Here is a 23,109-nt window from a genome sequence, read left to right as displayed (position 1 = left end):
GCCTGGCGGCTGCCGCTTGGCCGAGGCCCTAACGGATAGCGAGCCACGCGATGGCTTCCCGCTCAGAAGTGAAGAACTTCGTGGGACAAGGCAAGGTATTGATTCCAAGGAAGAAGTTTGCAATCACCCGGTCAACGGGAGAGGAGCCCAACAGGGCGATCCGTGACGCCTGGCAGCGCCTGCTGAAAACAGCCCTGGCCCCGGGTGATACCGACGCCGTCGTGGCCATATGCACCAGCATTGGATGCCGGTTCTCACCGCACAATTCGTTGACCCGGCGCATGGCGCGCTCGGCATCGCCCGCATTAATCACGGCGGACCGGGGCCACCGGAGATGCAGGGTTCCATCCGCGTCCTGTGTCAGGTGGGCCTCAGTGGGTTCCACGTCAGGTCCCATTGGGTTTGCCTTCCCTCGTCACGGACGCGTCGCAGGATTGCGGCATGCCTTGTCACCCTACAATGTAGTCATCCGGGACCAAAGGAGCATGGTGGTTACACAGCTTGAGAGCTCGCTCATGCCGCGCACGGCCATCGTCGCCGATACTGACCCCGCACGACTCTCCAATACGTCGGCGGTTCTGGCTGGCGCGGGGTTCTCCGTTACAGAGGCTGCGGACCACAAGTCCTTAACGGCGCTACTCGATGCCCACAACCCGAGCCTTGTGGTTGTGGACCGATCCCTCGCGGGCCCTCAGGTAGCAGCGCCTTTGCTGGTGTTAATTGATTTGGCGGACGGCCTCGACTCCGAGGGAGCCCGCTACATGGGCATGGCGGATTACATTGCGAAGCCCGTCTGCCCGCAGGAGTTGGTGCACCGCGCCCAAACCCTTATCCGCCGCGCCGCACAGCGGAACGAAGCCCGGGAAAGCGCGGAACGCCTGCGCGGACGGCTGCGCTCCGTATCGGCGGCGGTCCGGGCCACGCAAGATCCCCAACTCATTTCGGAGCACTTGGTCAACGGCTTCGGCGAGACCTTCGGCGCGGACCGCGTGCTGTTCGCTACCTTCGACGACAACCGGGTGCCAAGGATCACCGCGCAATGGCACCGCGCCAATTTGTTGCCCATCCCCGACGGGCTGGGGGTACACGAACATGCGGCCTATCAAGTGGCCAACCGGCTCTGGGCGGACGCTGAGGTGCTGGCCGTGGACGATCACTTCAACCACGAAGTAACACCGGATGAGACCAATCTGGAAGCCTGGACTGAACAAATGCGCCCCTGGGCTTCTGCCTGGGTGCCGGTGGGTGAGGGCGATTCCCCGTTCGGCGTCATCTGGATCGCCCAGCTTGATGAGCCCCGAGTGTGGACGCGTGCCGAGATTTCGCTCATTCAGCACGTTGCCGGCAACGTTGCTTATGGCCTGATCCAGAGCCATCTCATGAGCGCCCAAAAGCAGGTGGTCAAGCAGCTGCAGCAACTTGATCAGGCCAAGACGGACTTCCTTGCCACCGTAAATCACGAGCTGAGGACGCCCCTGACCTCTATTTCGGCATACCTGGACATGATCCAGGACGGGGCGGGCGGGCCGGTCCCGCCAGAGGTGGGGCGGATGCTGGATATCATCGTCCGGAACTCCGAACGCCTGCGCCGGCTGATCGAGGACATGCTCACCGTTTCAAGGCAGGATTACGAGGGAACCAGCCTGCATCTGGCGCACGTGGGGCTTGGGAACACCCTGCGGATTGTGACCGTGGCGCTGCGGCCCCTTGCCGAACTGCGGGATGTCACGATCGACCTGGAGCTTGCGGACGATGGGCCCGTGATCATCGCCGACGAAGTGCAGCTGGAGCAGGTTTTCACGAATCTGGTTTCAAACGCCATCAAATTCACCCCGGGCGGCGGAAGAATCGTCGTGAGCAGTTCGGCCGAACCTCTTCCGGATGGGGCGCCCGGGGTGATTGTTCGAGTCGCCGATTCAGGGGTGGGCATTCCAGCAGACGAAATTCCGCATCTGTTCACCCGGTTTTTCCGCGCTTCCAATGCAACGTCGTCCGCCGTGCCTGGAAGCGGCCTGGGGTTGGCCATTGCTCACGACATCGTGAATAGGCATTGCGGTCAGATTGACGTCGCATCAGAATTGGGTTCGGGCACCACAATTGCCGTTCGACTTCCTGCTGCCGGCCGTTAAACGCAAAACTGCCCCCGGCCTACGCCGGGGGCAGTCGCACGGAGTGTCCGCTAGTTAGGCCACCAACCGATGGAAGTCTGGCTAACCGACGTATTTGTCGTCGTTGCGGCCGTGGCGGGAGCAGCGAATCCTGCAACAGCTAGGATTCCGGTCAGCAGGAATGTTGCGGCAAGCTTTTTCATCCGTTGGTCCTTTCAATCAATTAGTGCAATAACTCATTACGTGCGTCAGTATACGGTCAAACCATCAATTGCCAAGCTAGTAATGGATAGATTTTTGGGGTGCCGATGACCGGTCATCACGCGCCCGGGTGGATAATTGAAAAATGCCGAGTCCCCGCAAATTATTGCCTTACGTGCTTGCCGAGCTGCAAGCCCGCGAAAGCTGGAAAAGCCGCGACTACGAAGCGGCGAAAACGCAGGCGGCGCGGGCGGCGGCTCAGGCACTTGAGGCGGACGACAGGTCCGCATGGTGGAACATGGTGTACCTCCAGGCCGAATGCCTGAGGGATGAAGGAACCATTCCGGAGTGCATGGAGCTCGCCCGGCGCCTCACCGAGGACCGGCTGTCACATGAATTCCCGTCATTGGCGGCGCGCGCGTACACATTGCTCGCAATATCACAGCAGGGACTGGGCCGGCTTCCCGAAGCTGTCACCGCAGCGACCATCGCCGCTGAGGCCATCGCCGGCGACTCCGAATACGTTTACCTTCACGTCGAAGCGCAACGCGCCCTGATTGCGGCCCTGGCCGAGAGCCGCCTCCTGGATGACGCATGGACGCAGAGCCTCCTGCTCGAGTCCCTCCTCACGGAGCTGGTGGATGAGGACACTGCCGGCAAGGCCTATTGGGTGATCGGCAATGTGGCATTTCTCAGCGGGCGGCTTCACGAGGGGGGCCACTATCATGACCTTGCGGCCGAGCGGCTCTCGCCATCCAGGGACGTGGACCTCTGGGCCAGGTTCAACCGCGCATCAGCGGTGATGCGTTTGGAAGCGGAGCTCGCAGACCCTGCAACTCTGCGTTGCATTGAGCGTGCGGAACTGGCCACCGAGGTGGTGGGCGGCAGCCGCCGTGACCTCCTGGAGATGTCCTTTGCGAGAGCTCACTGGCACTACCTGACCGGGGATATGCCCACGGCCATCAGCATCCTGGGGCCCCTCTGTGCCGAGTCCGGGATCCTGGCCGCACAAACGGCGGCCGAGGCGACGTTCCTTTTGGGAAAGTCACTGCTGGCCCAGGGGGAAAAGCCCGACGCCATCCAGCGTTTCGAGGACGCGGCCGCGCTTTTTGATGATGCCGCCGCTTCGGAGCGCAGCGCGCAGGTTCGCGCCTTCGCGGCCTCTGTGAGCGCCCCGGTTCAACCTCCGGTCCACACTCCGGACGCCGGGCGGCCGTGATCGCTCTCGAACCGGCCGCCCCCGCGGCGGCGCGTTCGTTCAGCAGCTGGACAGTGTACCTTAGTCAAACACCCCGCTTGGGGGCAGGGTGTTGGCGCGGGGAGGGCCATAGGCCATCCGCAAATACAGTCGGGGGAAGATAGTGGATCCACAGGGGTTATCACAGGACCAGATCGTGACAATCACGTTCCCCCGGGACGAGCATCTGAACGAGGAGGCGGCAATTATATTGGCCTCTGAACTCAAAGCGCCCAGAAGCGGAGGCCCCGTGGCTGTTCTCCTGGACCTCGCGGGTGTGGCCTCAGTGAGCCGGGCCGCGCGAAACGTTTTCAGCAACGTGTCAACCGTGGCCGCCTGGGCGCTGCTGGGGCACACGCCCGTGGACCGGATCCTTGCGCACTTCATTCTTGGCGCGGAATTCAAATCCGGGCCCGCAAGCTACTTCACTTCCGAGTCCGAAGCCCTTACCTGGTTGACGGAGAAAGCCCATGTTCACTGACGGCGATCCGCGCCTGGGTCAGTTGCTGGACGGGATCGTGCGGCTGGCGGCGGGCGAACTCGACTCCAGAATCGAGGTCTCCCCTGCGCGGGATGAACTCGATGCCGTGATTATGGGCACCAACCTGCTGGCCGAGGACCTGCAGATCATGTACCAGGAGCTCGAGCAACGGGTTGAGTCGCGAACGCGGCTGCTCCACGAGGCCCACCGGGAAATGCAGAAGATGGCGCTGACGGACTCGTTGACCGGGCTCGCCAACCGGTCCGCCCTGGTCAGCGCGGTCAATGAAGCACTGACGGAAACCGCGGCGGGCGGGCCGCCACCGGCTCTGATCCTCCTGGACCTTGACGCCTTCAAAGGGGTCAATGACTCCCTTGGCCATGCCGTGGGGGACCTGGTGCTTAACGCCGTCGGAAACCGCATCAGGAGTTCGGTCCGTGACACGGACACTGTGGCCCGCCTCGGCGGCGACGAATTCGCCGTCCTTATGCCTGCCACCACCATGGCCCGCGCCGCGACGGTGGGAAAGCGGATCCTGGCCTCGCTGGATGCGCCCATAGAGCTGGATCATGAGGCGGTACGCTGCGGCGCCAGTGTGGGACTGTGCGTGGGTGACTCTGGCCAGAGCGCCGAACAGCTGCTGATGGAAGCCGATGTGGCCATGTACGCCTCGAAGGCGGACGGCCGCAACAGGCTGAAGATGTTCGAACCCACCATGCTCCACGCACGGCAGCTCAGGAGCCAGCTCGTGGACGATCTTCGCGCCGCGATTTCCGGATCGGAGCTGGTGCTGCACTACCAGCCCGTGGTGGAGCTGGCCACCGGCAGGGTGGAGGGCGTGGAGGCCCTCCTTCGGTGGGACCACCCCGTCCGCGGCAGGGTGATGCCGGACGAGTTCATTCCCGTTGCCGAAGACGCCGGGCTGATTTCGGAACTGGGCGGCTGGGTGCTCCGCACCGCCGTCGGACAGCTCCTCCAGTGGCGGAATGCAGCGCTTGTGGGCGACGACTTTTCCATGCGCATCAACATCTCGCCAAGCGACCTGCAGCGCCTCGAGTTCATAGAGGAAGTCCGCGACGTGCTCAACGGCGCCGGAATCAGCCCGGAGATGCTGGTGCTCGAGCTGACGGAAGGCGCCATCGTCAGGGGCAACGAGCTGGACCGGTATTCGCTCAACAGCCTGCGGAAGCTGGGAGTGGGGTTGGAAATCGACGACTTCGGCACTGGCTATTCCTCCATCAGCTACCTCCGCCGGCTCCCGGTGGACAAAGTCAAAGTTGACCGCTCGCTGCTGAAGGACCTGGGGACCGACCCGGCCCAGCCCGCCTTGATTGCCGCGATCCTCCAGCTCATCCGGGCCTGCGGGCTGGAAGCAGTGTGGGAAGGCGTGGAGACGGCGGAACAGGCAGAGCATCTTAGGAACATCGGCTGCGTCAGCGCCCAGGGCTACTTCTTCGGGCGGCCCTCGCCCGCGGAGGAGTTGGCGGGTCTGCTGGATCGTCAGCGGCCGGCCCAGGAACCCGGCTAGCCCCACTCCCCCCGATCCCGGAGCACCTGCTTGAGCAGGTCGGCACGATCCGTGACGATGCCGTCCACGCCAAGTTCGAGGAGCCTGTGCATCTCCGCCGGATCGTTGATGGTCCACACATGCACCTGCAGGCCGTGCCGGTGGGCCCGGCGGACGAATCCGGGAGTGACCACCCGCAGGCCACGGAAGCTGACGGGCACCTGAAGGGCATGCACTCCGCGCAATGCCTGGCGAATGACCGCAGCAGGGAGCACAGGCGCGAAGAGCAGGAAAAGCGCGTTGGAGAGAATGCCGGCCGATCCCGCTACCGGCCGGCTGAGCTGCTTTAGGACCGCACGGCGCCGGCGGTCCGAGAAACTGGCGATCAGGACGCGGTCGTGAACCTGGTGCTTCTCTATGGCCGCGGCGAGGGTGGGTACGGACTTCCAGTCCTTGACGTCCAGGTTCAGACGGACGCCTGGAAACTCAGACACCAGTTCTTCAAAGAGCGGGATGGGCTCGATCCCGCCAATCCTCGCCCTGGCCACGGTCTCGGCGGGAAGATCGGCGATCCGGCCACGGCCGTCCGTGACACGGTCCAGCGTTTCGTCGTGGAACAGCAGCAGTGCACCATCGGAGGTGGTGTGGACATCCAGCTCCAGATACTGAAAGCCGAGTCCGACGGCGGAGCGAAACGCGGCCATGGAGTTTTCCAGCCCCTCGGGCGAAAACCCGCGGTGCGCCATGGCGATTCTTGCCACGGAACCGCCGGCAGTGGCAAAGAACGGGTGGGACTCAGTCACTCCTGAAGCGTACCCGAGGAACGGGAGTCAGGGGTGGAGCGGGAGGATTTCCACGCCATCACTGCAGTGCAGCAGCGTGCGCCCCCGGCCGCCGTCGAGATCCACCCATACCGCGGTGTGGTCGCCCGTAACGGCGTCAACCAGGCCGGCGGTTTCGTAGCCCGGCGCCATGCGGACATTGACGCGGTCACCGGCCCTCAGCTTCCGCCAGTCGGCGCTCGGTTCGGCCCTGTGCAGCGGTTGTTCGCTCATGCGTTCAACGCGGTTCCTCGCCATGATTTCCCCATCCTCGGTCTCGCCGGTCCTGCGTCACCTTAGAGCCTATGAGGCAAATGTGAACGGGAGTTGACCGTCAGCTGGGAGTCCGGTGGCAACACCGTGGAGGCGTGCCCCCCCCCAAGTCGCTCGGCTAAAGCTTCAGTCCAAGTTCAGCGAGCTTGGCCTCGAGAACCTGGGCCACGCCGTCGTCGTCGAAATGGGGCGCCTGCTGACCCGCGGCGCGGATGGCCTCCGGATGGCCGCTGGCCATGGCGTAGCCGTCCCCGGCCCAGCGCAGCATTTCGATGTCGTTGGGCATATCTCCGAACGCCACAACGTCCGCCGCTGCAATGCCCAGCGACTTGGCATACTCGGCGAGGGTCACGGCCTTGTTCACGCCCGGAACGGAGAGCTCCAGCATGGCCATGTTCGGTGCCGAATGTGTGGCCGCGGCCAGGTGCGCCACGGCGGGGCCCACTTGTGCGAGGAAGGCATCGGCAGTGCCGTCGCGGACAACAGCGAGGAACTTCACCACGGCGTCGTCTGCCTTCAGAGTCCTGGCCAGAGGCGCCGGCGTGAATTCGGACAGGAGCTCGCTCGACTCGTTTTCGATGAACCCCGGTTCGAGGTGGAAGCCGCTGAGGGTTTCCGCGGCGAAAAGCGCGGAGGGCCGCAGCTGCTTGATGATGCGGCGCGTCTCGAACACTGCCTCCAGGGCGAGTGTCTGGGCGGAAACCAGCCGGGCAGCTTCAAGATCCCACACCACGGCACCGTTGGAACAGATCACCGTTCCGGTGTGGCTCAGCTGCTCTTCCAGCGGGTGCAGCCAGCGTGGCGGCCGGCCGGTGACGAACACCAGTTCGACGCCGGCTTCACGGCAAGCGTGGAAGGCCCGAACGGTCCGGTCACTGATTTTGCCGTCGTGCCCGAGGATCGTTCCGTCAATGTCACTCGCTACCAGCCGCATAATGCCAGTCTACGTTGGCGGCTCAGGGGTGCGGACCGGCACCGGACTGCGGTCACCGTGCGGGCACGTAGACCGGGGGCTCCTCCGGCCTAGTGCCGCTCGAAGATCCCCGTCAGCGTTGCGCGGCCCAAAGTGTGGCGGGACAGCTTCGATTCCAGACTCGCCGCCGACGTCCCGGAATCCAGTCCCGTCTGCTCCACGTCCAGGGCGTGGATTGTGAAAATGTATCGGTGCGGTCCATGGCCCGGCGGCGGCGCGGCCCCCACGAAGCCGCGGAAGCCGGCGTCGTTCTTCAATTGCACGGCGCCGTGCGGCAGGAGGCCCCCGCCTTCCGTGCCCGCCCCGGCACGCAGGGAAGTGACTGTGGCCGGCAGATTCAGCACGGCCCAGTGCCAAAATCCGCCATGTCCTGGAGCGTCGGGGTCGAAGGCCGTAACGGCATAGCTCTTGGTTCCGGCCGGGGCGCCGCTCCAGTGCAGCTGTGGAGATTCATCCCGGCCCCCGGCGCGTAGTTTGCCGCTTCGCTGGGCCGTGGGCAGTACCTCGCCGTCCTTGAATGACTCGCTGCTGACACGGAAGGACGAAGCATCGTGGTGCGTCATGGCTGCCTTTCAGTTGCTGGTGGAATCGGCTTTTTTGAGTTCGGCGGCATCGATTTCGCCGGCCTCGAAATTGTCGGTCTCGAGCACGCCGGCGCCCCTGCCGTCATCGGAAATTCCAGCCTGGCGCGCCAGGCTCTCAAGCTCCAGCTGGTTCAGCTCCGCGCGCGTGGGCGGATTGGCACCCGGGCGCGAGACCGTCACAGCGGCGGCCCAGGCAGCATGCGACAGGAGCTGACGCAGCGTTTCGGCGGGCATCGAGCGCAGATCCTCGCGGTTCTGCGCTCCGTCCAGGCCGCGGTCCACCACGCCGGAGATCAGCGCCGCCATGAAGGAATCGCCTGCGCCCACCGTGTCCGCCACACTCACGTGGGGCGCGGCTACCGTGGCCTGACCCGCGGCGTTCACGCCCCAAGGGCCGGCGGCACCGCGCGTGACCACCACCAGGGCGGGCCCTTCGGATCCTCCCAGGGACAGCCAGCGGCGGGCGGAGTCCAGCGGATCCACTCCTGGGTAAAGCCACTCGAGGTCCTCGTCCGAGGCCTTGACCACATCGGCAAGCGTTACGAACTTTTCCGTCTGGTGGCGGGCGTAGTCCACATCGGTGATGATGCTGGGGCGGCAGTTGGGGTCGAAGCTAATGGTCGCGGACGGATGGGCGTACTCGACGGCGGCCAGGACGTCGGCGGCGCCGGGGGCCAGCATGGTGGCGATCGAGCCGGTGTGCAGCAGGGTGGTTCCCTGCAGGATAAAGGGCAGCCGGTCCGCGAGGCCCGGCAGTTCCCACGCCAGGTCGAACGTGTATGTGGCGGCGCCGTCGTCGTCGAGCAGGGCGGTGGCCACACTGGTGGGCAACGCGTCCGGGGCCTGCGGGACCATCACCGAACTGGCCTTGAGATGGGCGGCCACGGACTCGCCGTAGGCGTCGCGGCCGAACCGGCCGATGAACTGCACAGGATGGTCAAGCCGAGCCAATCCCACGGCCACGTTGAGCGGGCTGCCGCCCACGTGCGCCTCGATTCCGGAGCTGCGCTGGACGACGTCAACCAGGCCTTCGCCAATTACTGTGAGCATGCTCATACTCTGCCAGAGAACGGCGCACAGCGCTCCTGTGTTGCGGAGGCCGCGGCGTCAACGGCCTGTGCCATCAACTCGCTGCCCGCAGCGCGCCTTTCTCCAGGGGCACCCCTGCGGGCCCGGCGTCCTCGAAATCCGCCTCGATCTGAACCACGTTCCTGCCCGCACGCTGCAGCAAACTCGAGGCGACACTGGCCCGGTACCCGGAGGCGCAATGGACCCACAGCTTTCCGCCCGGCACCTCGTCCAGGCGTGTCAGCAGTTCGTGCAACGGGACGTTCACCGCGCCGGCTACATGCGAGAGAGCGTATTCCTCGGCGCGGCGGACGTCCAGGACAATATCGCCCTCGGCCTTACCGTTGAGCACCCCCTCCCAGTCCACGCTCGGATAGGACGCGACGGGGGCATCCGGTGCCAGTGCATGGGGATCAGCGCCCACGGCAGCGTCCGGCGAGTCGATGCCGATCCGGGAGAGGTCACGGATGGCGTTTTCCACATCCTCCAGGGAACCCACAAGAGTCAATTTCCCATCCCAGGGCAGCACCCAGCCAAGGTAGGTGGTGAATCTGGAACCGGAGCCGTATTCAAAGCTGACACTGCCCTTGAGATGGTTACTGGCGAAAGCCACGCGGTGGCGCAGGTCAACCACCCATTCGCCATCGTCGAGGCGACGGGTGAGCTCGGCGGCGTCGAGCGATTCCGGAATGGAGAGGTCCGCCGGACCCGGACCCTTGGCGTTGATGGGGGCCATGTGGGCGTAGTAGGACGGGTAGGCGGTGAGGTTGGCCATGAGCTCGCGGACAAAGTGGTCCTCGTCCGGGTCGGTGAGGGCATGGTTCCCCTTGATTTGTTCCGCGATGGTGGAGGATCCGACGCCGGATGCGGGGCCGGAGGAACAGAACGAACCGAAGCCGTGGGTGGGGAACAGCGAGGCATCGCGCGCGGACTCTGCCACGAGGCGGCGCACCGAGGCGTACTGGTCATGCGTCAGGCCAACGGTGTCGGCGGGAGCCACAAGATCCGTTCGTCCAACAGAGCCGTAGAGGAGGCTGCCGCCGGAGAACACGGCTTGCTTTTCGCCGTCGTCCACAATGAACGACATGTGCGTGTGCGTGTGACCCGGCGTGGCAACGGCTTTGACGGTTAGTGATCCCACCCGGACGCTCTGGCCATCGGTGATGGGCTGGCGCTCAAACCGGACGGGGTCCGCGGCGTTCACGAGGTAGCTGGCCCCATGGGCCTTGGCCAGTTGGAGGCCGCCGGTGATGTAGTCGTTGTGCAGGTGGGTTTCTGCCACATGGGTGATCTTCACGCCTGCTTCGCGCGCCGCGGCTTCGACCCGGTCCGTGTCGCGCTGGGGGTCGATCACCAGGGCGACAGCGCCGTCATGGACCAGGTAGCTGCGGTCACCCAGTTGCGGGGTGTCGATAACGATGACGTGCACTGTTTCCTCCTGAGCCCGGGGAATGACACTTGCCTCACTCCCAACATACCCATAGGGGTATGAGGATTCAAGAAGCCGGAATCAGGCCTGGTTCTCGGGCTGGTAGACGTCCGGGATGCCATCGTGGTCCGAGTCGATGGCTTCCTCTGCCTCGGCCTGGCGGTACTGCCTGTTCCTGGTCCGCAGCACCACTGTGGCGAGTATCGCCGCGATGAACGACGCCGCCAGGATGCCCACCTTTGCGTGGTCATCCTGCACACTTCCCTGGCCGAAGCTGAGCTCTGCCACCAGCAACGACACGGTGAAGCCGATGCCTGCCAGCAGGGCCACCCCGAACACGTCGATCCATTTGAAGGATCCGTCGAGCCGGGCCCGGCTTGCCTTGGTAATGACCCACGTAGTGCCCATGATGCCGATCGGCTTGCCCAGCACAAGGGCCATGACAATGCCTACGGCCACCGGATCCGTCAGGGCCGAGCCGAGGCCCTTCCAGCCCCCCACCGCCACGCCTGCTGAGAAGAAGGCAAAAACGGGGACGGCGAACCCCGCGGAAATGGGGCGGAAGCGGTGCTCAAAAATCTCCGCCAGGCCCGGGCCGGCGTCCGGCCCGCCGCTGGCTTGGGAACGAATCACCGGGATGGCAAATCCCAACAACACCCCGGCAACCGTGGCGTGGATCCCGGAAGCGTGCACCAGCGCCCAGGTGGCAATTCCCAACGGGAGAAGGATGGCCCAGGCCGCCGGAGCGTGTGCGCCGAAAAAGCGACGGTACTTCTGCGCCAAAAACGTATAGAGGGCCAGCGGGGCCAGGGCCAGCAGGAGCGGAAGCGGCCGGATGTCTGTGGAGTAGAACAGCGCGATGATGGTGATGGCCAGGAGATCGTCCACCACGGCCAGGGTGAGTAGGAAAATTCGCAGCGCGCTGGGCAGGTGCGAGCCGATAATGGCCAGAACGGCAACGGCGAAGGCAATGTCCGTGGCAGTGGGAATGGCCCAGCCGCGTAGCGTTTCTGGGCTTGAAAGGTTCACTAACGCATAGATCAGCGCGGGAACAAGGACGCCGCCGGCGGCGGCCGCCACCGGAACCACGGACTTGTTCAGCTGGCGCAGGTCGCCGGCCACGAACTCCCGTTTGAGCTCCAGGCCCACCAGGAAAAAGAAGATCGCAAGCAGGCCGTCGGCGGCCCAGGCGCCCAGGGACAACTCGAGATGCCAGGGCTCATACCCGAATCGGAAATCCCGCAGCGAGAAGTAGCTGTCCGACGCCGGAGAGTTCGCCCAGATCAAGGCGATAACGGCGGCAGAAACCAGCAGGGCACCGCCCACCGTCTCCTTGCGCAGGATTTCGCCGATGCGCAGTGACTCGGCGTAGCTGCCGCGTCCAAAAACAGTGAAACGGGGCGGAGTGGCGGGTGGCACGGGGGAAGGCGTGTGGCTCATGGCGGAGTCCTCAAAATCGGGTCGACAAAACTGTGCCGACCAGACTTCCCGGCTCACCTCCTACCAGTCTATTGGAGACCTGTCCGATTGGAGACCGCCTTGGAGACCCGCGGGATTCAGGCGAGCAGTTCCTGGACCAGCTCCCGGCACTTCCGGTAGGCGGGGGCCTTAGGGTCGATTAGCGCGAAATGATCGGCGGCCACCTTCAACAGCTGGACCGGCGCCCCGGCGGCCCGGGCCGCACGGGCATAGGCCTCGGACTGGCTCGCCGGAACGGTGTCATCCTCGGTTCCGTGCACCGCGTATACGGGGATGCTCAAAGGGACTGAGCTCATGGGGTCAGCGTATTTATACCTCTTCGGGTATTTAGCGGACGAGCCGCCCAGCAGGTTGCTGACCGCACCGTTGCTCAGGTTCAGTTTTTCGGCGTCGGCCAGGTTCAGCACCCCCGCCTGGCTGACCACTCCCGTGAGGTGGACGGCGTCGTCGTTCTTCCTCAGAAGCTGGCGGTCCGCATCCGGCGCGCCGAGCTGGGTGAGCTTGTCCCGGCCGGCCGCCCAAACGGCCAAGTGGCCGCCGGCGGAGTGGCCCAGTGCCACGACCCTGTCCAAGACCAGTCCGTGGCTGCCGGCGATGTCGCGCAGTTTGTCGATTCCGGCCAGCACGTCGTGGAAGGTGTTGGGCCAGCCGCCGCCATTGCCGGCGCGCCGGTACTCCAGGTTCCAAGCCGCCATGCCGTGCATGGCGAGGTCCTTGGCGAGCGGCTCGCCGAGCTCAGCGCCGTATTGGGAACGCCAGTACCCGCCATGGATGACCACCACAACACCCTTCGGTCCGGGCGTGTCCGGGAGGAAGAGCTCACCCCACTGGCTCGGGTCATCGCCGTACTGGTACTTGTGCCGCTTCACTGCATCCCCCTTGGAGCTCGACGAACAGGAAGCTGACAGTGCCCCCAAGTGTCACCGCTGTGGCGGCGCCCGGCAGCCCCTGCGAAAGCAAGGTCCGGGGCCGCACATCAGCCATGGGGAGAGCCTACCGTGGCGGCGGCCCGAGACCGTGACGTTGGCGCCGGCTGCCCCTTCCCGCGGCTGCACGATGCCACGGGGCACCGGCGTCCCTCCGCGGCCGCATGGTGACCATCAACGAACTCATGATTGTCACCGGACAGATGATGGCCTTCGCCATCAACGCCCTGCTGGACACCCTGATCCACAACAACGAGGTCTGGCGCACGATGCTCGGCGTCGCCTCCGTGCCGGCCGTCGCGCTGCTGATCGGCATGCTCTTGCTGCCCGAATCCCCACGCTGGTACGCCATCCGGAACCGTCTGAGCGAGAGCCGCCGCATCCTGGACCTCAGCCGCAGCCCGGAAGAGGCGGAACGTGAATTTGACGAGATCGTCCGCTCCTCCCAGACCGCGCAAAAGAGCGTGGCCACGCTTTGCGCGATCTGAAGGCAAACCCGTGGATGCGCAGCCTGCTCTGGATCGGCTGTGGACTTGCCATCGTCCAGCAGGCCACCGGCATCAACACTGTGAACTACTACCCCCCACCATCCTGGAAAAGAGCGGTCTCGGGGTCAGCGCCTCGCTTGTCGCGACGATCGGCGTCGGCGTGACCTCGGTCCTGACCACCGTCCTGGTTCTGGCTGCTGGGCTACCTGGGCCGGCGGAAGATGCTCATCATCGGATTCTCAGGCGTGGCCGGATCCCAGGCGCTGCTCGCCATCGTCTTTATGCTGCCGCAGTCTGATGCCGTCAGCTACACGATCCTGGCCGCCATGATGCTGTTCGTCGCCTTTGTGCAGTGCTTCATCGGCACGTGCGTCTGGCTGCTGCTCTCCGAGATTTTCCCGCTGGCCATCCGGGGCTTCGCCATGGGTGTGGCGGTGTTCGCCCTGTGGACAGTGAACGCGGCCATCTCCTTCGCCTTCCCCATCCTCAACAACGCCCTGGGCTCCACCGGAACCTTCGCCCTGTTCGTGGCCGTGAACCTGGTATCCCTGGGCTTCGTGCGGAAGTTCGTTCCGGAAACCAAGGGCCGTTCGCTAGAGGAGCTGGAAGCGGACTTCCGCGCCGAAAGTGAAAGCAAGGTTCCGGTGGCCAGCAGCTAGGATCAGCGGAACCCACGGGCAGTCGGCATGACCGCCCCTCCACGACGGCCGCGGGGTGTCAGCCCCGTGGCCGTCGTAGGCCCGCCGTAAGCTGGAACCATGGCAAGCAACTGGGATCGTCTGGACAACGGCCTGCGCGAATCCGTGCAGGAAAACGTGGAGCTCTACGAGCGCGTCCGCCCGGCCCTCAAACTCGTAACGCGCGAGGTATTGCTCACCCTGCGGGACATGCTCAAGGACACGGAGGTGACTCCTCTGTTCGTCACCGGCCGGACCAAGACCGTGGAGTCCTTCCGCGAGAAGATTTCCCGCACCGAGGCGCCCCTGGAGCCAGGCGGACCCCCGGTACTGAAGTTCCCGGACCCGTTCCGCACCCTCAACGACATGGTGGGGATCCGCGTCATTACCAAGCTGCCGGCCGAGAACGCCGTGGTGGCCAACCTCATCAAGCGCCAGCGGCAGCTCTTCGATTGCCGCGGGGACCGGGAGAAGGATATCGGCTCCATCGAATCGGGAACGTACGGATACTCAAGCCGCCACCTGATCCTGCGGACCATCCAGAACGCCGCCGTCAAGGACTACCAGCAGGTCTTCAACCCCGAGGCGCAGCCCAACGGCAGCTACTTCTTCGAATGCCAGATCCGCACCGTGTTTGCCCACGCCTGGAGCGAGATCGAACACGACATCCGCTTCAAGGCCGAGGATCCCCGCGCCTGGACGCCGCACTTCGACCGCCAGTTCACCGCCACGGCGGCCATGTTGGAAACAGTGGAAAGTGCCTTCTCGGACCTGCACGACCGTTACGAGGAAGTCCGCAGTTACTGGGACATGGATGGCGAGGGCGCGGCGCAGCTCACGCCCAACCGGATCCGGGATGTGTGGCGGACGCTGCTCCCGCACGTGGACCGGAAGGTCGATGACGATTGGGGCTGGGCCGCTGAACTTATGGCGGCGCACGGCCTGAACCAGACCGTGCAGCTGGCGGGGCTGCTCAGCGCGAACCGCATCACCGAGGTTCGCAAAGCCTTGGACCACCGGTACTCCCCTGGCCCGGACCGCCTGCTGGATGACCTGTTGCTGTGGCAGTACGGCACCGCCCACATTGAGCTCACCGCCGAAGCGCCCGACGTCCTACCCCACCCCCGGCGCGACAGCCTCCTGCGGAGGCTGAAACAAATCGAGCGCTACCGCCAGGCGAACGCTTAGGAGACCGGGACGGCCGGGCGCTTGGTAACGTCCGGTCGAATTTACGCTCCGGTAACCGGTGCGGCCTTTCCAACCGGCGCGTATTATCGGGAGAACGCGGCACCACAAGCGATGGCACAGGAAACGCTAAGGGGCAGACCAATGGTTCAACCCGTCAAATCTGAGCTGAAGGAATCGCGCCCGGCGTCTGCTGGACATCCGGGCACAGCGGCCGAGCGCCCGCGATCCAGGCCGCCGGCCCCCTAAACCACACGCCTCAGGCACGCGGCCGTTCAAGCCGTCGGCTGGCTGCCCGCCCCCTTGGGCGTACCGCAGGAACCGCTTCCCGGAGCATGACAGGAGAAGCTAAATGGGTAAACACGTGGCCGCAGCAGCGGTGCTGAACAGGTCCCGAGGGCGGAACCATTCACCGCACCATTCCGCCACTCGTCACGGACCCGAGCCCACGCAGGCGCTGCCCGCCGCCGAGCCGGACCAAGGCATCCGCTGGCGGCCGGGCGAACGGCTGGACGAGCTGTTCGAGGACCGGTGCGACCGGCTTCGCGCCGAAGGAGAAGCGGGCCACATCGCGGTGGACGCCGGGGACAGGGTGCTCACCTACGACCAGCTGGACGCTCGCGCAAACCAGCTGGCCCGGCACCTGGTGGCCTCCGGGGCAGGCCCCGGCGACCGGATTGCACTGCTGTTCGACAACGCTCTCTACGCCTACCTGGGCATGCTCGCCGTGCTCAAAATCCGCGCGGCCTACGTTCCGCTGGATCCCGGCTTCCCGGCCGAGAGGCTCTCGTACATCATCGACGACGCCGGCGTGCGGCTGGTGCTCTCGCTCTCGCATTTGGTGGATCGGCTGCCCGAAGTCGCAGCGCCGAGCCTCTCTCTCGACGAGCAGGAACTGGTGGTGACCACGCTGGATGACTCGCGCCTGACGGATGCGGAGAAGGGCGCTCCGGTGGACGAGCTGGCCTACATCATCTACACCTCGGGCTCCACCGGCCGGCCCAAGGGCGTGGCCATTGAACACGCCAGCATCTGCAACTTCGTCCGGGTTGCCGCGGAGGTATACGGCTACGTGCCCGCGGACCGGGTTTACCAGGGGCTGACCATTGCCTTCGACTTCTCCATGGAGGAAATCTGGGTCCCGTGGATGGCAGGCGCCACCCTGGTGCCCAAACCGTCGGGTTCCACTTTGCTCGGTGCCGATCTCGCCGACTATGTGAGGGACAGGCGGATCAGCGCGTTATGCTGCGTGCCCACGCTGTTGGCAACCATTGACGAGGACCTCCCCGGGCTGAGGTTCCTGTTGGTCTCGGGCGAAGCCTGCCCGGACGACCTCGTCCGGCGCTGGCACCGGGCCGGGAGGCGGTTCCTCAACGTATATGGGCCCACCGAAGCCACCGTAACGGCCACCTGGACTGCCCTGGACCCGGAGCGTCCGGTCACCCTCGGCGTGCCGCTGCCAAGCTACTCCGCCGTCATCCTCGACCCGCTCCAGGCCAAGGCCCTTCCGCCCGGCGAAATGGGCGAAATCGGGCTGGCGGGCATCGGCTTGGCCCGGGGCTACGTGAATCGCCAGGACCTTACCGAGCGGGCGTTTGTCCCGGACTTCCTGGGCCTCCCGAACAACCCCCGCGGCCGGATCTACCGCACCGGCGACCTTGGCCGCATCAACAAAGAGGGAGAGATCGAGTACCACGGCCGCATCGACACCCAGGTCAAGATCCGTGGATACCGGATCGAACTGGCCGAGATCGAGTCCGTCCTGTTGCAGGTGCCGGGGGTGGCACAGGCTGTGGTCAACACCTTCGAACCCGTGGCCGGGCTGGTGGAACTTGTGGCCTACTACAGCCTGCGCACAGATGCCGGCGAGATGGACCCGGGGGTCATCCGCGACTGGCTGCGCGAGCGGCTGCCGGGCTATATGGTTCCGGCGTATCTGGAGCGGCTGGACGTGGTCCCCATGCTCCCGAGCGGCAAGACTGACCGGAAGAGCCTGCAGCCTCCCAGTGGCGACAGGGCGGCCACCTCCGCCCAGGAGTACGCGGCCCCTGCCAACGAGATGGAACAAATCATCGCCACTGAACTGGGCGAGGCCATCGGCATGAAGTCGGTGTCGGCCGAGGCCAACTTCTTCAACGATCTTGGCGCCAACTCGTTGCTGCTGGCACACTTCTGTGCCCGGGTCAGGAAACGGGGAGACCTGCCTTCCATTGCCATGCAGGATGTCTATCTGCAACCCACCGTCAGAAGCCTGGCCGCGGTTCTCGCCGACCGTGCAGCCGAAGCGGGAGTGGAGGAAGCGGGAGAGGGACAGAGTTCCCCCGCGGTATCCGTTGAACCTGCGGCGCGCGCCCGCACGGGCCAGTACGTGCTGTGCGGACTGCTGCAGGCGGTGGTGTTGGTGGGCTATGCCTATCTGGATGCACTGGCCATCATTTCCGGCTATGGCTGGGTGGCCAAGGGCGACGGCCTGCTGGAGATTTACGTGCGCGCGATGGTGCTGGGCGGTTCCGTTTTCCTGGGGATGTGCCTGGTGCCGCTGCTGGCAAAATGGCTGCTCATCGGGCGCTGGAAGCGGCAACAGATACCCATCTGGAGCCTGGCGTATTTCCGCTTCTGGACGGTACGGATGCTGCTACGATTCAGCCCGCTGGCGTTGCTCACCGGTTCGCCGCTCTACGTTATGTACCTCAGGGCGCTGGGGGCCAAGATCGGACGCAACGTGGCCATCCTTTCCCGGGCAGCGCCCATCTGCACGGACCTCCTCACCATCGGCGACGGAACGGTCATTCGCAAGGACTCCGTTTACTCCGGCTACCGGGCGCAAGGAGGCCTTATCCAGACCGGCCGAATCACCATCGGCCGGAACGCCTTTATCGGGGAGGCAACGGTCATCGACATCGAGACCACCATGGGCGACGGCGCCCAGCTGGGACACTCCTCCTGCCTCCAGTCCTCGCAGGCCATACCGGACGGCCAGCACTGGCACGGAACGCCGGCGCAACCCACAACAACGAACTACCTGAGAATCGACGCACCGGACTGCGGCAGGCTGCGTCCGATCGCCTACTGCACCATGCAGATAGCCACGCTGCTATTCGTCTCACTTCCCCTGGTGCTCGGATTGGGCGGGGTGGTCTTCAACTACGTGCTCGCTGACCACGACGTCCTGAGCGGATGGACGTACTACCAGAATGAACTGGTCGCCGCTCTGGTACTGCTCTTCGTTCCGATTGTGGGCGGCCTGATCATCGTCTTCACCGTTCCCCGGGTGGTGAATATCATCCTCAAGCCGGACAGGCTGTATCCGCTCTACGGCATCCATTACTCGGCCTTCCGGACAATCAGCCGCTATTCGAACCAGAAATTCTTCAAGTATCTCTTTGGCGACAGCCCGTACATTGTCTACTACCTCCAGGCGCTCGGGTACGACCTCGGCAAGGTCCAGCAGACGGGCTCGAACTTCGGGGTCGAGGTCAAGCACGACACCCCGTTCCTGAGCACGGTAGGAAGCGGAACCATGGTTTCCGACGGCCTGTCCTTGATCAACACCGACGTCTCGAACACGTCCTTCCGGCTGTCCCGGGCCGCCATCGGCGCCAACAACTATGTGGGAAACGACGTGTATTTCCCCACGGGGGCCAGAACGGGTGATAACTGCCTGCTGGCCACCAAGGTGATGATTCCCGTCGACGGACCGCTCCGGGAAAACGTCGGCCTGCTTGGTTCGCCGCCGTTCGAGATTCCCCGCTATGTGCAGCGCGACACCCAATTCGACTACATGAAGACCGGCGATGAGTTCCGCCGCCGGCTGGGAGCCATGACCAGGCACAACACGGTCACCATAGGCTTGTTCCTTCTGGTGCGCTGGGCCTACCTCTTCTGGATGAACGTCCTCTTTACGGTTGCGGGAACCTTCGAGCCTACGTTCGGCGCGGCGGCCATGGCCGTAGCCGTGGTGGCCAGTGTGGTGTTCAGCGTGCTCTATTTTGGCGTGGTTGAGCGCGCCGGAGCCGGTTTCCGTGACCTTCGTCCGCAGTACTGTTCCATTTACGAGCCGTACTTCTGGTGGCACGAGCGTTTCTGGAAGCTCAGCGCGGGCGCGGCGATTGAACTCTTCAACGGCACGCCGTTCAAGCCCCTGATCTGGCGTCTGCTGGGTGTCCGGATCGGCAAGCGCGTTTTCGACGACGGTTGCGCCATGCCGGAGAAGACCCTCATCACCATCGGCGACGACTGCACGCTGAACACGGGCAGTTGCCTTCAATGCCATTCCCTGGAGGAGGGCACGTTCAAATCGGACTTCATCAAGGTTGGGGCACGCTGCACAGTGGGCACCAACGCCACCATCCACTACGGAGTCACCGTGGGCGATGGCGCCGTGATCGAGACCGACTCGTTCGTGATGAAGGGCGAGGACGTTCCGGACAACCGGCGCTTCGGCGGCAACCCTGCCCGCGAAATCACCAAGGCCCGGGCCCCGCTGCCCCGAGAGCCATAGATCAACCACCCTCCACCGGGAACCCTAAGCTGCCCGGAACCCGGGGGTCGCGAAACAAATGTCAGACGTCTGTTCATGAATTGGCCTATCAGGCATTCTGATGTGAGCATTATCGGATGCTTGAGGCAACTAAACCCACCGAAGAAGATACTGAACGCTCCGCGGCCGGCCCTGACGCCACCGCCGCCCAGCTGAATCCGGCCTTGGCGGCCGAGGCGAAGATCGCTCGAATCGCGGTGACTGTCTTCCCGATTCTGGTGGTGGCGGCCGGGGTTGCGGGATTCCTGCTGCCGGGCGCCTTCAAGCCCATGGCACCCAGCGTGCCGTACCTGCTGGGCATCATCATGTTCTGCATGGGCTTGACGCTCACTCCGCCGGATTTCGCCTCGGTGGTCAAGCGTCCCTGGGCGGTGGTGCTGGGAATCGTGGCACACTACGTCATCATGCCCGGCGCCGGCTGGCTGATTGCCGTTGCCCTTCAGCTGCCACCGGAACTTGCGGTGGGCCTGATCCTGGTGGGCTGCGCCCCGTCCGGCACGGCGTCGAACGTGATGGCTTTCCTGGCCAAGGGCGATGTTGCCCTGTCCGTCGCTGTCGCCTCAGTCTCGACATTGATCGCGCCGATCGTCACTCCGCTGCTGGTTCTCTTCCTCGCCGGGTCCTTCCTGAACATCGACGCCGGCGCCATGGTCCTGGATATCGTCAAGACAGTCCTCCTGCCGGTGATCGCCGGCCTGCTGGCGCGCCTGTTCCTCAAGAAGCTCGTGGCAAAGGTGCTCCCGGCGCTGCCGTGGGCATCCGCCGTCGTCATTTCGCTGATTGTGGCCATTGTGGTGGCCGGCAGCGCGAGCAAGATCGTGGCGGCGGGCGGCATCGTGTTCCTCGCCGTGGTGCTGCATAACGGCTTTGGCTTGGGGCTCGGATACCTCGCCGGCAAACTGGGCCGGCTGGACGACAAGGCCCGCAGGGCGCTGGCATTCGAAGTCGGCATGCAAAACTCGGGCCTGGCCGCGACGCTTGCCACGGCCCATTTCACTCCGCTCGCAGCGCTTCCGTCCGCCGTGTTCTCCCTGTGGCACAACATCTCAGGAGCAATCGTGGCCGCGTGGCTGGCCCGGCGTCCCTTGCGCGACGCCTAGGAATCAGGCGGCGGGGCAGCCCCGGGGTCCCCGATCCCGCCTGGTGCTCCGGTTGCCAGCCGGTGCACCAGCGTGGCAACGACGCTCTCCACATCAGGCTCTTCGGACCCGGCGGACAGGCCCGCGGACGGCTCAAGCGCGGTGACCTTCACGTGGGCCACTCCGCGCCTGGCAAGCTCCAAAATGGTCGCGTCGTCCGCTGCGCCTGCCGCGACGGAGGCAAGAATCACGCCGTCGGCACCGCCGGAGAGCATAAACCGCCGCCACGAGTCCCCCAGCAGTATGACGGCTTGGTAGCCGTGCTGCGGAAGAATGCGCGCCGCCGCAGTGGCCACCGCCCGGTCCCTGTCGGATTCCAGATCGCCGATGGCCACAGCCACCAGGTCCGTCCTGCCGCGCCGCATGCCGCGGGCGGCCTGGTTCGCAACGTAGCCCAACTTCTCGGCCGCGGTGCGTACCCGGTCCTGGGTGGGCTGGCTGATGCGTGTGGTGCCGCCATGCCTTCCGGAAAGCACATAGGACACGGTGGTCAGTGATACACCCGCCTGGTCCGCCACCTCGCGGATGGTGGGCTTGGTTCCGTACCTCACTGAAAACTCCCCGAATGAGTCGTAGTTGCCCCGGCATGCCTGGACCCCGGTTTCCTGAACTCTATCGGGAACCGGGGACCGTGCCGCTCAGTGGCGGTGGTGTTCGATCAGCCAGCCGGCCATCTCCTGGGCGCGCCGGGAAGCCAGGAAGTCGCCCTCGGTGGCCGAGATGATCGAGCCCTTCATCAAGATGTGCCAGGAGCGGGCGAAGTCCTCGGTGTCTTTCAGCCCGGCCTCTTCAGCCAGGGCCTGGATGTGTCCCCTGATCCTGCCAAGGTAACCGATGCTGGCTCTTCCGAGCGGATGCTCGGGTCCCATTTCGAGCAGCACGTTGATAAACGTGCACGCCTCGAAATCAGGGCGTTGGAACCAGTCGCCGAACACGTCGAAAATTGCCAGCAACCGCTCCTCGGCGGTGCGGCCGCGCCGTCTGGCTTCGGTGACTATAAGGTCCACGGTCCAGACCTGGTCACGCAGCGCGAGGAAGGCGAGGACAAGTGCGTCCTTTGACGGGAAGTGACGGTAGAACGTTGCCTTCGCCACCCCGGAACTGGCGATCAGTTCATTTGTCCCGACGTCGCGTATGCCCCGGCGTGAGAACAACTCGTAGGCGGTGGCCAGAATCCGGTCCACAGGGTCTTCGCGGCCGGTCAAAGCCTGGGCTGGCAAGAGCTTGGCAATAGTGTCGTCGTTGGCAGTCATTGTAATTTCGAATTTTACATGCGCCTTTTGGCTGAAACCTGTACGGGCGGACTTACTTGTACGTTTGGCACTGGCGCCCGCGTCAGTGCTGATGAGCCGTCGCCGCGCGTGATCGACGACTCGCCGCGCTACTACGCAGTGCCTTGATGAATCCCTCCAGGAGCGCGGGCTCCTGGACATCGCTGGCCAGGCGCACCATGTCCGCCGCCGTGTCCGCCAGCCTGATATTGGCATGCTGGCTGTGGGCGACCAGCAGTTGGAAGGCCTCCTCAGAACCAATGCGCAGCGCGCCCATCAGGATACCCTTGGCTTGTTCTATGGTGCCGCGGGTCGCGTTGGCTCCAGCCACGGCCGCGCGGGCCACCCGTTCCGTTTCTTTCCGCAACAGCCGAGTCAGGTCGATCATCAAGCCCTCGATTCGGCACAGCCTCCCGCGGTCGTCAAATACCCCGGCGCCAACGGTCAAGACCCGATGCTCGCGACGCCGGCCGTCGAGGATCCGGTGATAGTCGCAGAACCATCCGCCCACTCTGAGAATCTCGGAAAAGGTCTCCCGGGCATGCCTCCGGTCGTCCGGATGTATGTGCGCCATGAGCAGGTCGATGGTGGGCACAACGTCGCCGCGGCCGTAACCGTGAAGGACGTAGAGTTCCTCGGACCAGTCGAGCTTGCGTGAGATCGCGTCATAACGGAACGTCCCCGTCAGCCAATCGGCTGACGTGGCGCTGGCATGGGCCACG

The 23,109-nt window shown here is 64.8% G+C and carries 20 protein-coding genes and 1 pseudogene; 9 read left to right on the top strand and 12 right to left on the bottom strand.

The genetic code is table 11. The features are described from left to right. Positions 1 to 28: 28 nt before the first annotated feature. On the bottom strand, positions 29 to 397 hold the full coding sequence (locus tag ACP4XC_RS01380; protein ID WP_427173103.1) for an STAS/SEC14 domain-containing protein: 369 nt from the start codon (positions 395 to 397) through the stop codon (positions 29 to 31). An 88-nt stretch (positions 398 to 485) separates the two neighbouring features. Between ACP4XC_RS01380 and ACP4XC_RS01375 the strand changes: the two genes are divergently transcribed. From ACP4XC_RS01375 to ACP4XC_RS01360, 4 genes are all read left to right on the top strand, one after another. After that, positions 486 to 2,129 carry an ATP-binding protein gene (locus tag ACP4XC_RS01375; protein WP_427173102.1) on the top strand — a complete coding sequence of 548 codons (1,644 nt, stop codon included), beginning with the start codon at positions 486 to 488 and terminating at the stop codon, positions 2,127 to 2,129. A 325-nt stretch (positions 2,130 to 2,454) separates the two neighbouring features. Next, positions 2,455 to 3,528, top strand: a complete 1,074-nt coding sequence (locus tag ACP4XC_RS01370) for a hypothetical protein (RefSeq protein ID WP_427173101.1) — start codon at positions 2,455 to 2,457, stop codon at positions 3,526 to 3,528. 175 nt (positions 3,529 to 3,703) lie between these two features. Further along, complete coding sequence (locus tag ACP4XC_RS01365; RefSeq protein WP_427173100.1) at positions 3,704 to 4,027, top strand: STAS/SEC14 domain-containing protein; 324 nt, start codon at positions 3,704 to 3,706, stop codon at positions 4,025 to 4,027. Then, complete coding sequence (locus ACP4XC_RS01360; protein ID WP_427173099.1) at positions 4,017 to 5,555, top strand: putative bifunctional diguanylate cyclase/phosphodiesterase; 1,539 nt, start codon at positions 4,017 to 4,019, stop codon at positions 5,553 to 5,555. The genes ACP4XC_RS01365 and ACP4XC_RS01360 overlap by 11 nt, the downstream gene beginning before the upstream one ends. On the opposite strand, the gene ACP4XC_RS01355 is transcribed toward ACP4XC_RS01360, so the two are convergent. From ACP4XC_RS01355 to ACP4XC_RS01320, 8 genes are all read right to left on the bottom strand, one after another. After that, entirely contained in the window at positions 5,552 to 6,337 is a 786-nt protein-coding gene (locus tag ACP4XC_RS01355) for a glycerophosphodiester phosphodiesterase (protein WP_427173098.1), read from the bottom strand. The two genes, ACP4XC_RS01360 and ACP4XC_RS01355, sit on opposite strands and share 4 nt — an antisense overlap. Positions 6,338 to 6,364: 27 nt before the next feature. Continuing rightward, complete coding sequence (locus ACP4XC_RS01350; RefSeq protein ID WP_427173097.1) at positions 6,365 to 6,589, bottom strand: hypothetical protein; 225 nt, start codon at positions 6,587 to 6,589, stop codon at positions 6,365 to 6,367. A gap of 157 nt (positions 6,590 to 6,746) precedes the next feature. Continuing rightward, complete coding sequence (locus ACP4XC_RS01345; protein WP_427173096.1) at positions 6,747 to 7,562, bottom strand: HAD family hydrolase; 816 nt, start codon at positions 7,560 to 7,562, stop codon at positions 6,747 to 6,749. Positions 7,563 to 7,651: 89 nt separating this feature from the next. Next, the gene (locus ACP4XC_RS01340; RefSeq protein ID WP_427173094.1) at positions 7,652 to 8,164 is read right to left on the bottom strand and encodes a YbhB/YbcL family Raf kinase inhibitor-like protein; all 513 of its coding nucleotides are present in this window, start codon (positions 8,162 to 8,164) and stop codon (positions 7,652 to 7,654) included. A 9-nt stretch (positions 8,165 to 8,173) separates the two neighbouring features. Then, positions 8,174 to 9,265 (bottom strand): carbohydrate kinase family protein, encoded by a 1,092-nt coding sequence (locus ACP4XC_RS01335; protein WP_427174976.1) that lies wholly within the window; start codon positions 9,263 to 9,265, stop codon positions 8,174 to 8,176. A 43-nt stretch (positions 9,266 to 9,308) separates the two neighbouring features. Beyond that, positions 9,309 to 10,682, bottom strand: a complete 1,374-nt coding sequence (locus ACP4XC_RS01330; protein ID WP_427173093.1) for an MBL fold metallo-hydrolase — start codon at positions 10,680 to 10,682, stop codon at positions 9,309 to 9,311. Positions 10,683 to 10,763: 81 nt separating this feature from the next. Beyond that, entirely contained in the window at positions 10,764 to 12,122 is a 1,359-nt protein-coding gene (nhaA, locus tag ACP4XC_RS01325) for a Na+/H+ antiporter NhaA (protein WP_427173092.1), read from the bottom strand. Between the two features lie 116 nt (positions 12,123 to 12,238). After that, positions 12,239 to 13,030 carry an alpha/beta hydrolase family protein gene (locus tag ACP4XC_RS01320; protein WP_427173091.1) on the bottom strand — a complete coding sequence of 264 codons (792 nt, stop codon included), beginning with the start codon at positions 13,028 to 13,030 and terminating at the stop codon, positions 12,239 to 12,241. Positions 13,031 to 13,251: 221 nt separating this feature from the next. On the opposite strand from ACP4XC_RS01320, the pseudogene ACP4XC_RS01315 reads away from it, so the two are divergent. From ACP4XC_RS01315 to ACP4XC_RS01295, 5 genes and pseudogenes are all read left to right on the top strand, one after another. Beyond that, positions 13,252 to 13,739 (top strand): annotated as a pseudogene (locus ACP4XC_RS01315) (MFS transporter). A gap of 57 nt (positions 13,740 to 13,796) precedes the next feature. Beyond that, positions 13,797 to 14,234 (top strand): MFS transporter, encoded by a 438-nt coding sequence (locus ACP4XC_RS01310; RefSeq protein WP_427173089.1) that lies wholly within the window; start codon positions 13,797 to 13,799, stop codon positions 14,232 to 14,234. Positions 14,235 to 14,333: 99 nt separating this feature from the next. Then, the gene (locus ACP4XC_RS01305; protein ID WP_427173088.1) at positions 14,334 to 15,440 is read left to right on the top strand and encodes a GTP pyrophosphokinase; all 1,107 of its coding nucleotides are present in this window, start codon (positions 14,334 to 14,336) and stop codon (positions 15,438 to 15,440) included. Between the two features lie 349 nt (positions 15,441 to 15,789). Further along, the gene (locus ACP4XC_RS01300; protein WP_427173087.1) at positions 15,790 to 19,938 is read left to right on the top strand and encodes a Pls/PosA family non-ribosomal peptide synthetase; all 4,149 of its coding nucleotides are present in this window, start codon (positions 15,790 to 15,792) and stop codon (positions 19,936 to 19,938) included. Positions 19,939 to 20,054: 116 nt separating this feature from the next. Then, complete coding sequence (locus ACP4XC_RS01295) at positions 20,055 to 21,077, top strand: bile acid:sodium symporter family protein (protein WP_427173085.1); 1,023 nt, start codon at positions 20,055 to 20,057, stop codon at positions 21,075 to 21,077. Here ACP4XC_RS01295 and ACP4XC_RS01290 read toward each other — a convergent pair. The 3 genes from ACP4XC_RS01290 to ACP4XC_RS01280 all read right to left on the bottom strand — a co-directional run bounded on the left by ACP4XC_RS01290 (position 21,074) and on the right by ACP4XC_RS01280 (position 23,108). Beyond that, positions 21,074 to 21,667 carry a LacI family DNA-binding transcriptional regulator gene (locus tag ACP4XC_RS01290; RefSeq protein ID WP_427173084.1) on the bottom strand — a complete coding sequence of 198 codons (594 nt, stop codon included), beginning with the start codon at positions 21,665 to 21,667 and terminating at the stop codon, positions 21,074 to 21,076. The two genes, ACP4XC_RS01295 and ACP4XC_RS01290, sit on opposite strands and share 4 nt — an antisense overlap. An 87-nt stretch (positions 21,668 to 21,754) precedes the next feature. Next, positions 21,755 to 22,369, bottom strand: a complete 615-nt coding sequence (locus ACP4XC_RS01285) for a TetR/AcrR family transcriptional regulator (protein ID WP_427173083.1) — start codon at positions 22,367 to 22,369, stop codon at positions 21,755 to 21,757. An 82-nt stretch (positions 22,370 to 22,451) separates the two neighbouring features. Further along, positions 22,452 to 23,108, bottom strand: coding sequence for a PAS and ANTAR domain-containing protein (locus ACP4XC_RS01280; protein WP_427173082.1), 657 nt, complete (start codon positions 23,106 to 23,108; stop codon positions 22,452 to 22,454). Position 23,109 lies beyond the last annotated feature (1 nt).

The organism is Arthrobacter sp. 92 (genome assembly GCF_050260325.1).
Taxonomy (GTDB): domain Bacteria; phylum Actinomycetota; class Actinomycetes; order Actinomycetales; family Micrococcaceae; genus Arthrobacter.
This window is presented reverse-complemented; position numbering and strand designations above follow the sequence as displayed.

Excerpts from the sequence above, each read along its gene's own strand:
- nhaA (WP_427173092.1), bottom strand. The coding sequence starts at position 12,122 with ATGAGCCACACGCCTTCCCCCGTGCCACCCGCCACTCCGCCCCGTTTC.
- ACP4XC_RS01375 (WP_427173102.1), top strand. The coding sequence starts at position 486 with ATGGTGGTTACACAGCTTGAGAGCTCGCTCATGCCGCGCACGGCCATC.
- ACP4XC_RS01345 (WP_427173096.1), bottom strand. The coding sequence starts at position 7,562 with ATGCGGCTGGTAGCGAGTGACATTGACGGAACGATCCTCGGGCACGAC.
- ACP4XC_RS01340 (WP_427173094.1), bottom strand. The coding sequence starts at position 8,164 with ATGACGCACCACGATGCTTCGTCCTTCCGTGTCAGCAGCGAGTCATTC.
- ACP4XC_RS01310 (WP_427173089.1), top strand. The coding sequence starts at position 13,797 with ATGCTCATCATCGGATTCTCAGGCGTGGCCGGATCCCAGGCGCTGCTC.
- ACP4XC_RS01370 (WP_427173101.1), top strand. The coding sequence starts at position 2,455 with ATGCCGAGTCCCCGCAAATTATTGCCTTACGTGCTTGCCGAGCTGCAA.
- ACP4XC_RS01295 (WP_427173085.1), top strand. The coding sequence starts at position 20,055 with ATGCTTGAGGCAACTAAACCCACCGAAGAAGATACTGAACGCTCCGCG.
- ACP4XC_RS01285 (WP_427173083.1), bottom strand. The coding sequence starts at position 22,369 with ATGACTGCCAACGACGACACTATTGCCAAGCTCTTGCCAGCCCAGGCT.
- ACP4XC_RS01360 (WP_427173099.1), top strand. The coding sequence starts at position 4,017 with ATGTTCACTGACGGCGATCCGCGCCTGGGTCAGTTGCTGGACGGGATC.
- ACP4XC_RS01305 (WP_427173088.1), top strand. The coding sequence starts at position 14,334 with ATGGCAAGCAACTGGGATCGTCTGGACAACGGCCTGCGCGAATCCGTG.
- ACP4XC_RS01380 (WP_427173103.1), bottom strand. The coding sequence starts at position 397 with ATGGGACCTGACGTGGAACCCACTGAGGCCCACCTGACACAGGACGCG.
- ACP4XC_RS01300 (WP_427173087.1), top strand. The coding sequence starts at position 15,790 with ATGGGTAAACACGTGGCCGCAGCAGCGGTGCTGAACAGGTCCCGAGGG.
- ACP4XC_RS01350 (WP_427173097.1), bottom strand. The coding sequence starts at position 6,589 with ATGAGCGAACAACCGCTGCACAGGGCCGAACCGAGCGCCGACTGGCGG.